At 69.8% G+C, this 13,752-nt stretch carries 12 protein-coding genes; 6 read left to right on the top strand and 6 right to left on the bottom strand.

The window, feature by feature from the left end:
* Window positions 1-152 precede the first annotated feature (152 nt).
* Both AC3IYI_RS27065 and AC3IYI_RS27060 read right to left on the bottom strand, forming a co-directional pair.
* Window positions 153-1,622, bottom strand: coding sequence for a sensor histidine kinase (locus AC3IYI_RS27065; RefSeq protein WP_243336156.1), 1,470 nt, complete (start codon window positions 1,620-1,622; stop codon window positions 153-155).
* 375 nt (window positions 1,623-1,997) lie between these two features.
* Window positions 1,998-2,603 (bottom strand): TetR/AcrR family transcriptional regulator, encoded by a 606-nt coding sequence (locus tag AC3IYI_RS27060; protein WP_489406173.1) that lies wholly within the window; start codon window positions 2,601-2,603, stop codon window positions 1,998-2,000.
* 78 nt (window positions 2,604-2,681) lie between these two features.
* On the opposite strand from AC3IYI_RS27060, the gene AC3IYI_RS27055 reads away from it, so the two are divergent.
* Window positions 2,682-3,443 (top strand): SDR family oxidoreductase, encoded by a 762-nt coding sequence (locus AC3IYI_RS27055; RefSeq protein WP_489406172.1) that lies wholly within the window; start codon window positions 2,682-2,684, stop codon window positions 3,441-3,443.
* A gap of 133 nt (window positions 3,444-3,576) precedes the next feature.
* Entirely contained in the window at window positions 3,577-4,362 is a 786-nt protein-coding gene (gene nagB, locus AC3IYI_RS27050; RefSeq protein WP_489406171.1) for a glucosamine-6-phosphate deaminase, read from the top strand.
* 158 nt (window positions 4,363-4,520) lie between these two features.
* On the opposite strand, the gene AC3IYI_RS27045 is transcribed toward nagB, so the two are convergent.
* The 4 genes from AC3IYI_RS27045 to AC3IYI_RS27030 all read right to left on the bottom strand — a co-directional run bounded on the left by AC3IYI_RS27045 (window position 4,521) and on the right by AC3IYI_RS27030 (window position 9,263).
* Complete coding sequence (locus AC3IYI_RS27045) at window positions 4,521-6,029, bottom strand: glycoside hydrolase family 3 protein (RefSeq protein ID WP_489406170.1); 1,509 nt, start codon at window positions 6,027-6,029, stop codon at window positions 4,521-4,523.
* Window positions 6,030-6,035: 6 nt separating this feature from the next.
* Window positions 6,036-6,911: a carbohydrate ABC transporter permease gene (locus AC3IYI_RS27040; RefSeq protein ID WP_489406169.1), complete on the bottom strand. Its 876-nt coding sequence runs from the start codon at window positions 6,909-6,911 to the stop codon at window positions 6,036-6,038.
* Entirely contained in the window at window positions 6,908-7,903 is a 996-nt protein-coding gene (locus AC3IYI_RS27035; protein ID WP_489406168.1) for a carbohydrate ABC transporter permease, read from the bottom strand. The genes AC3IYI_RS27040 and AC3IYI_RS27035 overlap by 4 nt, the downstream gene beginning before the upstream one ends.
* A 76-nt stretch (window positions 7,904-7,979) precedes the next feature.
* Window positions 7,980-9,263, bottom strand: a complete 1,284-nt coding sequence (locus AC3IYI_RS27030) for an extracellular solute-binding protein (protein ID WP_489406167.1) — start codon at window positions 9,261-9,263, stop codon at window positions 7,980-7,982.
* Window positions 9,264-9,559: 296 nt separating this feature from the next.
* Here AC3IYI_RS27030 and AC3IYI_RS27025 point away from each other — a divergent pair, with 296 nt between their 5' ends.
* The 4 genes from AC3IYI_RS27025 to AC3IYI_RS27010 all read left to right on the top strand — a co-directional run bounded on the left by AC3IYI_RS27025 (window position 9,560) and on the right by AC3IYI_RS27010 (window position 13,733).
* The gene (locus tag AC3IYI_RS27025) at window positions 9,560-10,324 is read left to right on the top strand and encodes a GntR family transcriptional regulator (protein ID WP_243336098.1); all 765 of its coding nucleotides are present in this window, start codon (window positions 9,560-9,562) and stop codon (window positions 10,322-10,324) included.
* 466 nt (window positions 10,325-10,790) lie between these two features.
* Window positions 10,791-12,953, top strand: coding sequence for a carbon starvation CstA family protein (locus AC3IYI_RS27020; protein WP_489406166.1), 2,163 nt, complete (start codon window positions 10,791-10,793; stop codon window positions 12,951-12,953).
* Window positions 12,950-13,147: a CstA-like transporter-associated (seleno)protein gene (locus tag AC3IYI_RS27015; RefSeq protein WP_489406165.1), complete on the top strand. Its 198-nt coding sequence runs from the start codon at window positions 12,950-12,952 to the stop codon at window positions 13,145-13,147. Before AC3IYI_RS27020 ends, AC3IYI_RS27015 begins: the two co-directional genes overlap by 4 nt.
* 88 nt (window positions 13,148-13,235) lie before the next feature.
* Window positions 13,236-13,733, top strand: a complete 498-nt coding sequence (locus AC3IYI_RS27010) for a GNAT family N-acetyltransferase (RefSeq protein ID WP_489406164.1) — start codon at window positions 13,236-13,238, stop codon at window positions 13,731-13,733.
* Window positions 13,734-13,752 lie beyond the last annotated feature (19 nt).

Raw genomic sequence — 13,752 nt, 5'->3', positions numbered from 1 at the left:
TTCGAGCCTCGAGCCGCAGCGCGTAGTACCCATATAAGCGCTTCGCAACGTGCTCTTGAACCCCGTACCGAAAACCATTCGGTCCGGGGTTCAGTGCTGTCCGGACCCCTTCCGGAGCCCTTGACATCACTCTGAGTAATCGGTGCGGTGCGCTACTTCTGCGGACTGGCCGGCAGGTCGAGGACGACCTTGGTGCCGCGCGGCTCGGACGCCACCATGTCGAAGGTGCCGCCGAGTTCGCCCTCCACCAGGGTCCGTACGATCTGCAGCCCGAGGTTGCCGGCCCGTTGGGGGTCGAACCCCTCGGGCAGACCACAGCCGTCGTCGACCACCGAGATCAGCAGCCGGGCATCGTCCCGGCCGGTGCCCGAGCGGGCCGCCGACACCTCCACGGTGCCGCCCTCGCCCTGGGTGAAGGCGTGCTCCAGGGCGTTCTGGAGGATCTCCGTCAGCACCATCGACAGCGGAGTGGCGACCTCCGCGTCCAGGATTCCGAAGCGGCCGGTGCGCCGGCAGTCGACCTTGCCCGGGGAGATCTCGGAGACCATCGCGATCACGCGGTCGGCGATCTCGTCGAACTCGACCCGCTCGTCCAGGTTCTGAGAAAGCGTCTCGTGCACGATCGCGATCGAACCGACGCGGCGGACGGCTTCGTTCAGCGCCTCGCGCCCCTGCGGCGAATCCATTCGGCGGGCCTGTAGGCGCAAGAGCGCGGCCACGGTCTGGAGGTTGTTCTTGACCCGGTGGTGGATCTCCCGGATGGTCGCGTCCTTGGTGATCAATTCACGTTCGCGACGGCGCAGTTCCGTGACGTCGCGGCACAGGACGAGCGAGCCGATCCGGGTGCCCTTGGGCTTGAGCGGGATGGCGCGCAGCTGGATGACCCCGCCGCTGCCCTCGGCCTCGGTCTCGCGCGGGGCCCAGCCACTGGCGAGTTTGACCAGGGCCTCGTCCACCGGGCCGCGGGAGGGTGCGAGTTCGGAGGTGATGGTGCCCAGGTGCTGGCCGACCAGGTCGGAGGCGAGGCCGAGCCGGTGGTAGGCGGAGAGCGCGTTCGGGGACGCGTACGTCACCACGCCCTCGGAGTCGAGCCTGATCAAGCCGTCGCCGACGCGCGGTGAGGCGTCCATGTCGACCTGCTGGCCGGGGAACGGGAAGGAGCCCGCCGCGATCATCTGGGCCAGGTCGGAGGCGGACTGGAGGTAGGTGAGCTCCAGCCGGCTGGGTGTACGCACAGTGAGCAGGTTGGTATTGCGCGCGATCACTCCGAGGACCCGGCCCTCGCGGCGCACGGGGATCGACTCGACGCGGACCGGCACCTCCTCGCGCCACTCCGGGTCCCCCTCGCGCACGATGCGGCCCTCGTCGAGCGCGGCGTCGAGCAGCGGGCGACGGCCGCGCGGGACCAGGTGGCCGACCATGTCGTCCTGGTACGAGGTGGGGCCGGTGTTCGGGCGCATCTGCGCGACCGAGACATATCGGCTGCCGTCGAGGGTGGGAACCCACAGCACGAGGTCGGCGAAGGAGAGGTCGGAGAGCAGCTGCCACTCCGAGACCAGCAGGTGGAGCCACTCCAGGTCGGTTTCACTGAGAGCGGTGTGCTGGCGTACGAGGTCGTTCATGGAGGGCACGTGGCGAGCGTACCCCGGGTACGGGCCATGACTTTCCGCAGCGCGATTCTCCGAAGTGACCACGGAGTATCCAGGAGCCCCCGCTTCCGCGTAGGCTTGGAGGAAGCGACGGGAACCAGGGTCGCTGCATTGGATGGACAGAACAGATTGGTCTAGTCCACAATTGCATCAAGCTTCCGCCCTCCCCGCACAGGAGGACGGATCGAGGTAAGTCGCGCGCTCTGCCCTGACCGCGCGTCACCTCCCACCGGCCGTCGGGCACCGCACACCCGCCGGCCGTAAGTACTCCGGGCTACGGTGCCGGGCGGGCCGAGGGTCCCGTTCGGCACCGTGGCCCAGAGGAACGCGTGCCCCCGTGGGGCGCCCCTACTGCGGCGCCCGCTGCGGCCAGGCCCCCATGGCCAGCTCCGCCACCGCCTCCAGCTCCTCCCGGCCCGCGCCGTCGCGCGACTGCTGGGACATCCCCTGCAGCACCGCTCCGGCGTAGCGCGCCAGCGCCCGGGTGTCGGTGCCGGCCGGCAGTTCCCCCGTGGCGACAGCGGCCCGGATCCGGCTCTCGAACGCCACCAGATTGGCCTCGCGCCGCACGCGCAGCGCCTGCGCCACCTCGTCCGAGGTGGTGTTGACGGCCGCGCTGATCACCATGCAGCCTGGCGGGTGGGCGGGGTCGGTGTAGACCTCCGCCGCCTCGTGCAGGATGCGCCCGATCGCCGCGCGGGCGGTGGGCTCCTCGGCGAGGGCCACGGCCGCGAAGTCCCCATAGCGGCCGCCGTAGACCACCACGACCTCGTCGAAGAGCTTGCGCTTGTCGCCGAACGCCGCGTAGAGGCTCGGGGCGCTGATTCCGAGCGAGGCGGTCAGGTCGGAGATCGACGTCGCCTCGTAGCCGCGCTCCCAGAAGGCGAACATCGCCTTGTCGAGGGCCGCGTCGCGGTCGAAGGAGCGGGGCCTGCCGCGCTGTCCGGTCACCATGAGCTCATTCTATAGCGGGCGCTACGAAATCTGATACGGTCCTTTCTGTAGCGACCACTATCGAAAGGGGGGCGCGCCATGGGCGTGCTCGAGGGGAAGACGGCACTGGTCACGGGCGGCAGCCGGGGCATCGGGCGGGCCATCGCGGAGCGCCTCGCCCGAGACGGGGCGCTGGTCGCGGTGGCCTACGGATACAACGCGGCGGCGGCCAAGGAGACCGTGGGCGCCATCGAGGCGGCCGGGGGCCGCGCCTTCGCCGTAGGGGCGGAGCTCGGCGTCGAGGGCGGCGCGCAGGCCCTCTGGGCGGCGTACGCGGCCCATCCGCTGGCCACCGAGGGGGTCGACGTACTGGTGAACAACGCGGGCGGGGTCACCTTCGCCGGCATCGGCTCCACCGACGAGGAGACGTACGACCGGGTGCACGCGCTCAACGCGAAGGCCCCGTTCTTCGTGATCCAGCACGGCCTGGAGCGGCTGCGGGACGGCGGCCGGATCGTGAACGTGACCGGCACCCCGGACATCGCCCTGCCCGCGATCCTCGCCACGGTCATGGCCAAGGGCGCGGTGAACGCGCTGACGGTCTCGCTGGCCGCCGAGCTCGCACCGCGGAACATCACGGTGAACTCGGTGGGCCCCGGGGTCGTGGAGACCGACCTGAACGCGGCCTGGCTGGCGGACCCGGCGGCCCGTGCGCACGCCGCCTCCCGCTCCGTCTTCGACCGGCTCGGCACCCCGCAGGAGGTCGCGGACGTGGTCGCCTTCCTGGCCTCCCCGGACTCCCGCTGGATCACGGGCCAGCACCTCGCCGCGACGGGCGGGCTCCAGCTCTCGCTGCTCTGACGGGCCCGGCGCCCGGGAGGCCGGAGCCGCGGATCCGGCCCACCATGGAGTGTGCGAAGACCCGGCAACAGGGCCCCGCCTCTGCTAGATTGGTCTATACCACAACGTCCCACTCCAGATCGGCAGGCCCCGCGTGGAAGTTGTCATCGTCCCGGACGCCAAGGCAGGCGGCGAGCTCATCGCGGAGGCCATGGCCGCCCTGGTCCGCCGCAAGCCCGACGCCCTGCTCGGCGTGGCGACCGGCTCTACCCCGCTGCCCATCTACGAGGCGCTCGCCGCCAAGGTGAAGGCCGGACTGGTCGACGCCTCCAAGGCCCGCGTCTGCCAGCTCGACGAGTACGTCGGCCTGCCGGCCGGGCACCCGGAGTCCTACCGCGCCGTCGTGCTGCGCGAGGTCGTCGAGCCGCTGGGCCTGTCCGAGGTCTCCTTCATGGGCCCGGACGGCTCGGCCGAGGACATCGTCGGCGCCTGCGACGCCTACGACCGCGCCCTCGCCGCGGCCGGCGGCGTGGACCTCCAGCTCCTCGGCATCGGCACGGACGGGCACATCGGCTTCAACGAGCCCTGCTCCTCGCTCGCCTCCCGCACCCGCATCAAGACGCTGACGGAGCAGACCCGCGTGGACAATGCGCGCTTCTTCGACAACGACATAGAGCAGGTGCCCCACCACGTCATCACCCAGGGCATCGGCACCATCCTCGACGCCCGCCACCTGGTCCTGCTGGCCACCGGCGAGGGCAAGGCCGAAGCCGTCGCGCAGACCGTCGAGGGCCCGCTGTCCGCCCTCGTGCCGGCCTCCGCGCTCCAGCTGCACCGCCACGCCACGGTGATCGTGGACGAGGCCGCCGCGTCCAAGCTGAAGCTGGCGGACTACTTCCGCCACACCTACGCCAACAAGCCCGCTTGGCAGGGTCTGTAGGACGTACTGGTACACGACGAAGGGCCGGGCCCCCTGAGGGGGCCCGGCCCTTCGTCGTGGAAATCCAGCCCCGCCCGGGGGCACCTCCCAGCGGTAGCTGGGGGAGTTTGAGGCGCGGGGTCCGGGGCGGAGCCCCGGCAGCCGGCCCGCACGGCCCGCTAAACCCCCGCGATGACCTCAGCGGCAGCGCGCCCGCAGACCCGGGCCGCGCCGTGCGTCGCGATGTGCAGCGCACCCCGCGGCTCGGCCCGCGGCAGGCCCATCTCGACCACGATCGTCTCCGGCCGCGCCGCGACGAGCGCGTCCAGGGCCTCGGTCATCCAGGGATGCCGGTGCGCGTCGCGGACCACCGCGACGACGGTGCGGTTCCCCGCGGCGGCCAGGATGTCGGCGGCGGCGGACCCCTGTGGGTACACGCCCGAGTCGGTGCCCGGGATCAGCGCGGACACTTCCCCGGCCACCCCCCACGGGGTCTCGTCGCCGACCGCGATGTTCGCGACGGGGGTGAGCGTGGCGATGTACGGGGCGTTCACCGGGGCGGCGGCGGTGGGCGAACCCGTCACCACCACCGCACGGCGGGCCGCGGCCAGGCCGATGCCGGGCGCGCTGCTCCCCTCCGGCCGCGCGCCCTGACGGACCTGACGGGTCCACTCGGCCAGCGAGCGGACCCGGGCTGCGGCCTCGGCGAGCCGCTCCTCCGGGAGCGAGCCCTCGCGGACGGCCGCGACCAGCGCGTCGCGCAGCCTCAGCACGGTGCCCTCGTCGGCGAGCCCGCCGCCGACGCAGATGGCGTCGGCACCGGCCGCGATGGCCAGCACCGAGCCGCGCTCGATGCCGTACGTCCCGGCGATGGCGTGCATCTCCATGCCGTCGGTGACGATGAGGCCCTCGTAGCCGAGCTCCTTGCGCAGCAGACCGGTCAGGATCTGCGGGCTGAGGGTGGCCGGGCGGGTCGGGTCCAGGGCGGGCACCAGGATGTGGGCGCTCATGACGGCCTTGGTGCCGGCCTCGATGGCGGCCCGGAACGGCACGAGTTCCCGCGCGGCCAGGGTCTCCAGGTCCACGTCGATGCGCGGCAGCGCGTGGTGCGAGTCGACGTTGGTGTCGCCGTGGCCCGGGAAGTGCTTGGTGCAGGCGGCGACGCCGGCGGCCTGGAGGCCCTCGACGTACGCGGCGGTGTGCCGGGCGGTGAGGTGGGTGTCGGCGCCGAAGGACCGTACGCCGATGACCGGGTTGTCCGGGTTGGAGTTGACGTCGGCGGACGGGGCCCAGTTGAGGTTGACCCCGCACTCGGCGAGCCGGCGGCCCAGCTCGCGGGCGACGTCGCGGGTCAGGTCCACGTCGTCCACGGCGCCGAGGGCCAGGTTGCCGGGGAAGGACGAGCCGCCCCGGACCTCCAGGCGGGTGACGTCGCCGCCCTCCTCGTCGATGGCGACGAGCACGTCGTCCCGCTCGCCGCGCAGCTGCGCGGTCAGCGCGGCGAGCTGCTCGGGCGAGGTGATGTTGCGGCCGAAGAGACCGACGGAGGTGAGGCCTTCGGCGACCTGGCGCAGCAGCCAGGCGGGGGCGGTGGTGCCCTCGAAGCCGGGCTGCAGGACCGCGAGGGCGTCCCGGGTCAAGGCGTCGTTCGAATCGGACGCAGTGGTGCGGTGCGCAAGGACAGTCATGGGCCGTTATCCCTTCACGGCGCCGGCGGTCAGACCCGCGGCCATCTTGCGCTGGACGATGAGGAAGAGGATGACGATCGGAATCGCCATCATGGTCGAGCCCGCCATCATGGGGGCGAACTCGGTGCCGTTCTTGGTGGTGAAGTTGCCGAGCCAGACGGTGGCCGTCTGGTTCTGCTGGCTCATCAGCATCAGCGCGTAGAGGTACTCGTTCCACGCCTGGATGAAGGCGTAGACGGAGGTGGCGACCATGCCGGGGGCCAGCAGCGGGAAGACCACCCGCAGGAAGGCGCCGGTCGGCGTGCAGCCGTCCACCTGGGCGGCCTCTTCCAGTTCCTTCGGGATGTTGACGATGAATCCGCGCAGCGTCCACACCGTGAAGGGGAGGACGAAGGTCAGGTACGTGATGATCAAGCCGGTGAGCTTGTCGTACTGGCCCAGGTCGTTGAGGAGCAGGAAGACCGGGATGATCATCGCGACGAGCGGGATCATCTGGACGGCGAGGATGCCGACGATCACGACCTTGCGACCGCGGAAGGCGAAGCGGGAGATGGCCAGGGCGGCCAGCAGGCCGATGGCGATCCCGATGGTGACCACCACCAACGAGACGATCATGCTTCGGCCGACGGGACCCCAGAAGTCCGAGATCTCCAGCGCTCGCCGGAAGTTGTCCAGCGTGAAGGTGCGCGGGAAGAAGTGCGGATCCGGGTCGATCGCGTCCTTGGCCGGCTTGAAGGCCGTGTTCAGCATCCAGTAGACCGGGAAGCCCACGACGGCGAAGACCAGGAGCCCGACGACGTTCCAGCCGAGCTTCGCCTTCAGCTTCCTCCGGGCGCCCTGCTTGCTGCGGCGGGCGGGCGGGGTCGCGGTGGTGAGGGTCATTCCACCTCTCCGATCTTGAGCATCTGGCGCATGTAGACGGCGACGACTCCGAGCAGCAGGGCCACGGTCACCAGGGCGATGGCGGAGCCGCCCGAGTAGTCGTTGACCACGAAGGCCTGCTGGTACGAGTACGTCGTCAGCAGCTGGAACTCGGCCTCGGGGTTGCCGTTTCGCATCACGAAGACCTGCGGGAAGACGCCCATGTCCCAGATCACCGAGAGGGTCGTCAGCATGACGATGATCGGCTTCAGGATCGGGAGGGTGACGTGGCGGAACACGCCCCAGGCTCCGGCGCCGTCGAGGCGCGCGGCCTCCTCCAGCTCCTTGGGCACCTGGGTCAGACCGGCGCTGAGGGTGATGACCACGAAGGGCACGGCACCCCAGACCACCAGCAGCATGATCACCATGAGGCCCTGGGGGCCGCTGGCGAACCAGTTGTGCCCGATCATGTCCACGCCGGGCAGCTTGCTCATCAGGTAGTTGAGGACGCCGTAGTCGGCGTCGAAGAGCCACTTGAAGACGGCGGTGGCCACGATGATCGGCATGCCCCAGCTCGCCACGAGCGCGACGCTGATGAGCGCCTTGACCACGCCCGAGACCTTCTGCAGCAGCAGCGCGATGAGCATGCCGATGACCATGGTCAGGATGACCGCGCCGAGCGCGAAGACGATGGTGCGAAGGACCACGGACCAGAAGACCGAGTCGCCGAGGATCTTCGTGAAGTTGTCCACGCCGACGAACTCGGCGTCCTTGAAGCCCCAGAGTTCCTTCTTGCCGAAGCTCTGGAAGGAGAGGGTCACGAGTCTGTAGAGCGGGTACCCCATGACGAGGGCGATGATCAGCATGCACGGAGCCAGCAGCAGCCAAGGGGTCGCGCCCGAACCCTTGCGGGGCGATCCGTCCGGTGTGCCCTTGCTCCCCGTACCTGCTCCGGTGGAAGTCGTCTGTTCCGCCGGCGGCAGGTCGGCGGTGGTTGTCTGTGCGGCACTCATCGCGCGCTCCTCGGGAGTCCCTCTCTTGACGGGCAGCAGGGCCCCGCCTAGGCGGCGGGGCCCTGCTGACTACAGGTCACTTGGTGTTGATGACCTTGTCGATCTCGGCGTCAGCGGCCTTGGCCGCCTCCTCCACCGACTTCTTGCCGGTGCCGATCTCCTGGAGCATCGTCTGGAGGAGCTTGCCCTTCTCGACCTGGCCCCAGCCCGGAGCGGTCGGGACGAACCACGAGGACTCGGCCGCCGTGGCGCCGACCGCGGTCTTCGGGTCGGCCTTCAGCGGGCCGAGGTCCGTCTTGTTGTTGGGCAGGTTGCCCTTCTCGATCAGGCCCTTCTGGCCCTGCGCGCCGGTGAAGACGTTGATCCACTCGGCGGCGATGTCCTGCGCCTTGGACTTGGACGGGATCGCCAGGTCCGAGCCGCCGAGGAACACCGGGAGGTTCTTGCCGTTCGGACCGGGCTGGACGAAGTTCTCCAGCTTGTCCGCCAGGCCGCCGACCTTGTCGTTCTTCGGGTCGGCCGCGACGGCGCCTTCCCACGCGGCGGCGAAGATCGCCGCGGAGTTGCCCTGGGCGAAGACGACCGGACGGTCGGACTCGTCCTTGGTCTTGTCCGCGTGCATGTACTTGTCGAGGAGGTCCTTGTACTGCGTCAGGCCCTTCAGCGACTCGGGGGAGGACAGCGAGCCCTTCCACTTGCCGCCGTCCTGCTTGGCGATGGCGCCGCCGGCGTCGTAGACGTAGGACATCGCGGCGTACCAGTCCGGAGAGGGCTGGTAGAGGGCGCTGAACTTGTCGCCCTTCGCCTTCTGGATCTTGTCCAGGGCGCCGGTGTACTCGGCCCACGTCTTCGGGGCGGCGGTCACGCCGGCCTCGGCGGCGAGGTCCTTGCGCCAGGTACCGACTCGGCCACCGGCGTAGTAGGGGACGCCGTAGGTCTTGCCGTCGAAGGTGACGGACTCCTTGAGGGCGTCCAGCCACGTGGCCGAGTTCTCGAACTTGGCCGGGTCGACCTCGGCGAAGGCGCCGGTCGACATGTAGCCGATCATCTCGGAGTTGCCCATCTCGACAACGTCCGGGGCCTTGTCCGTCGCGAGGACCGCGTCGAGCTTGGCGTTCTTGTCCGGCCAGCCGTAGTACTCGTGCTTGATGGTGAGGCCGGGGTGCTTCGCGATGATCGCGTCGTCAGCCGCCTTCACCAGGCCCGGCCAGTTGTTCTGGGCGTCGACCGTCAGCCAGACGGTCAGCTCCTTGGCGCCGGAGGCTGCCTTGTCGGTCCCCTTGTCGTCGGACCCACCACACGCCGCGAGGCCGATAACCATGCCCGCGACTCCAACCGCCGCGATGAGCTTGCGCTTCACGCCACCCTCCTCAGGGATGCTGCCTGCAACTTCCCTTGCCCGCCGCGGTGACTCAAAAAGCACCAAGTACTGCCCGTGGGGCCGGGATCCGATCCATATTGGTGTAGACCAGTAGCTGGAGCTTGGCCTAGACCTTTAGGGGTGTCAAGGGTCTAATGAGCGGGTGATCGGTCCGTTATCGGACCGACACCTGGGGGAGGGAGGAGGCCTGCCCTCCCTCCCGTGTCACGATGTGACCGCACATATCGGAGGAGCCGGTGACGGCAACGAAACTGGAGTCGGGAAGGCGGGCGGCGATGGCCACCGAAGGGGCGATCACGGAGCCGGACAGCGGGGCGGCCACCCGCACGGCACGCGTGCCCAAGTACTACCGGCTCAAGCGCCACTTGCTCGATATGACCGAAACCCTTCCACCCGGCACACCGGTGCCGCCCGAGCGCACGCTCGCGGCCGAGTTCGACACCTCCCGCACCACGGTGCGCCAGGCCCTCCAGGAGCTCGTCGTCGAGGGCCGGCTGGAGCGGATCCAGGGCAAGGGAACCTTCGTCGCCAAGCCGAAGGTCTCCCAGCCGCTCCAACTCTCCTCGTACACCGAGGACATGAGGGCCCAGGGCCTGGAACCCACCTCCCAGCTCCTGGACATCGGCTACGTGACGGCCGACGACACCCTCGCCGGTCTCCTCAAGATCGCCACCGGCGGCCGGGTCCTGCGCATCGAACGCCTCCGCCTGGCCAGCGGAGAGCCGATGGCCATCGAGACCACGCACCTGTCGGCCAAGCGCTTCCCCGCGCTGCGCCGTTCGCTGGTCAAGTACACCTCCCTGTACACCGCCCTCGCCGAGGTGTACGACGTGCGCCTCGCCGAAGCGGAGGAGACCATCGAGACCTCGCTGGCCACCCCGCGCGAGGCCGGGCTGCTCGGCACCGACGTCGGGCTGCCGATGCTGCTGCTGTCCCGCCATTCGCTGGACACCGACGGGGAGCCCGTCGAGTGGGTGCGTTCCGTGTACCGCGGCGATCGCTACAAGTTCGTCGCCCGCCTCCAGCGCCCCGCCGTGTAGCACCCCTCGCGGCAACGGAATCTCGGCACAGAAAAATGCCCGGCCACGCGCTGCAGCGCATGACCGGGCATTTCCCTTTCGTTCAGGACTGCAGCTCTACGTCCACCTATCCGTAGATGCACCTCATGCGGGATGCCACAGCAGCAGATCGACGAAGATTCACGCGGGAGGGGCAGCCGTAGATGACTTCCAGCCATGATCGGCAGCGATTTCGCGCCATGCGCGCAAACCAAGCCGACTCCCGGCACAGAGAAGGCCCCCGAGTCGCGAGCGGCCCCGGCTCCGATGTGGTACCGGATTGCGGACGGGGGCTTACGCCCAGCGGTCGGACCCCGTAGATTCCCTGCGCTTACGCAGATGATCGACGAGGGGACCAGAGGTCATGCCGGAACCGGAAGCATCGAGAACGGAACAGGAAGCGGCGGGCGGGGGCATCACGCCGGGCTCGCCTTCACCGTCAGGGGGCATGTCCCCCAAGGCCGTGGCCGTGTGGGTACTCGTCGGGCTCGTGGGGGCCATCGGCTGGGGCGTGCTGGCGCTCTCGCGCGGCGAGGAGATCTCGGCCGCCTGGCTGCTCGCCGCGGCCCTGGGTTCGTACGCGATCGGCTACCGCTTCTACGCGCGCTTCGTCGCGCACCGCGTCCTGAAGGTGGACAAGACCCGCGCCACCCCCGCCGAACGCCTTGACAACGGTGTCGACTTCCACCCGACCGACCGGCGCGTGCTGTTCGGCCACCACTTCGCCGCCATCGCCGGCGCCGGACCGCTCGTGGGTCCCGTACTCGCCTCGCAGATGGGCTACCTGCCCGGCACCATCTGGATCGTCGTGGGCGTGATCTTCGCGGGCGCCGTCCAGGACATGGTCACGCTCTTCTTCTCCACCCGGCGCAACGGCCGTTCGCTCGGCCAGATGGCCCGGGACGAGATCGGCCCGGTCGGCGGCGCCGCCGCGCTGGTCGGCGTCTTCGCCATCATGATCATCCTGCTGGCCGTGCTGGCCCTGGTCATCGTCAACGCGCTGGCGCACTCCCCGTGGGGCGTCTTCTCCATCGGCATGACCATCCCGATCGCCCTCCTCATGGGCTTCTACCTGCGCGTCCTGCGCCCGGGCAAGGTCACCGAGGTCTCCGTCATCGGTGTCGCGCTGCTGCTGCTCGCCATCGTCGCGGGCGGCTGGGTCGCCGAGTCCTCGCTGGCGGACACCTTCACCCTGGAGAAGGAGACGCTGGTCATCTGGATGATCGCCTACGGCTTCGTGGCGTCCGTCCTGCCGGTGTGGATGCTGCTCGCCCCGCGCGACTACCTCTCCACCTTCATGAAGGTGGGCACCATCGGGCTGCTGGCCGTGGGCGTGGTCATCGCCATGCCGACGCTGAAGATGCCGGCGATCACCGACTTCGCCTCGCGCGGCGACGGCCCGGTCTTCGCCGGCTCGATGTTCCCCTTCGTCTTCATCACCATCGCCTGCGGAGCCCTGTCCGGCTTCCACTCCCTGGTCTCCTCGGGCACCACCCCGAAGATGATCCAGAAGGAGACCCAGGTCAGGGTCATCGGCTACGGCGCGATGCTGACCGAGTCCTTCGTCGCCGTGATGGCGATCATCGCGGCCTGCATCATCGATCCGGGCCTGTACTTCGCCATCAACTCCCCCGGCGGCGTCGTCGGCGCCACCGTCGAGACGGCCTCGCAGGCCGTGACGAACTTCGGCTTCGCCATCTCCCCCGAGGACCTCGCGCGGGCCGCGCAGGACGTGGAGGAGACCAGCCTGCTGTCCCGTACGGGCGGCGCGCCGACCTTCGCACTCGGGATGTCGGAGATCTTCTCGGCCGTGATCGGCGGCTCCTCCATGAAGGCGTTCTGGTACCACTTCGCCATCATGTTCGAGGCCCTGTTCATCCTGACCACGGTCGACGCGGGCACCCGCGTGGGCCGGTTCATGCTCCAGGACACCCTCGGCAACGTGCACAAGTCCTTCAAGGACGTCAGCTGGAAGCCGGGCGTCTGGTTCGCCAGCGCGGTGGTCGTCGGCGGCTGGGGCTACTTCCTGTGGGTCGGCGTCAAGGACCCGCTGGGCGGCATCAACCAGCTCTTCCCGCTGTTCGGCATCGCGAACCAGCTGCTCGCAGCGGTCGCCCTGGCCGTCTGCACCACCCTGCTGATCAAGTCGGGCCGGCTCAAGTGGGCCTGGGTGACGGGCGTTCCGCTGGCCTGGGACCTGGCCGTCACGCTCACCGCCAGCTACCAGAAGATCTTCTCTGACAATCCGAAGATCGGTTTCTTCGCGCAGCGGGACGTCTACCAGGACGGCATCGACGCGGGCAAGGTCCTCAAGCCCGCCAAGAACATGGACGAGATGCACACCGTGGTCACCAACGCCACGGTGGACGGCGTCCTGTCGGTGTTCTTCGCCCTGCTGATCATCGTCGTGCTGGTCGACGCGGCCCGGACCTGCTTCAAGGCCATCCGCAAGCCCGAGTCGGTCACCCTGGCCGAGGTCCCGTGGACCGAGTCCAAGATCGTCGCCCCGGCCGGGCTCATCCCGACCGCCGAGGAGCGGGGGGAGCTCGCCGCGGCCGGCCTCGACTCGGGCGGGGGCCGCGCGAAGGACTCCGTGCGAGAACCGGCGTGACGCGCCTGCGCCACGCACTGGGCCGGGCCCGGTACTTCGTACGGGAGTTCTCGGGCGAGGCGGCCTACGACCGCTACGTCGCCCACGCCCGTACGCACGATCCCGACGCGGAGGTCCAGTCGCGCCGGGCCTTCGAGCGGGCCCGTACGGATGCCCGCGAGGGTGATCCGCGCGAAGGGTTCCGCTGCTGCTGAACCTGCGCCGCCTCAAGGGCCGCCGCGGCTCCGTCCACCCGACGGAACGCGGCGGCCCCTTTTCCTGCCCTGACGCACACTCGGAGCCATGGACATCATCATCAGGACGGCGACGGCCGCCGAATACGAAGAGCTCGGCGCGATCACCGCACGAGCCTACCTCGACGACGGACTGCTGCACTTCGCCGAGGAAGACCCCTACCTGAGCCGGCTGCACGACGTCGCCGGCCGGGCCCCCGACGGCGAGGTGCTCGTCGCGGAGTACGAGGGCACCCTGCTCGGCGGTGTGACCTTCGCCCCTCCCGGCAGCCCGCTGTGCGACATCGCGGGTCCCGGCGAGGCGGAGTTCCGGATGCTGGCCGTCTCCCCGGCGGCGCGCGGACGCGGCGCCGGCGAAGCCCTCGTACGGGCCTGCGTGAGCCGCGCCCGGGAGCTGGAAGGCGTGAGCCACCTGGTCCTGTCGACCACGGAGAAGATGCTCGGGGCACACCGGATCTACGACCGGCTGGGCTTCGTACGGACGCCGGAGCGGGACTGGTACCCGGTTCCCGGCCTCCCCCTGCTCACCTACCGCCTGGAGCTCTAGCGGCATACCGCCCGGGAGG

The organism is Streptomyces sp. GL_148 (assembly GCF_057834205.1).
The sequence above is the reverse complement of the archived record's forward strand: the minus strand, read 5'-3'. Positions and strand labels throughout refer to the sequence as shown.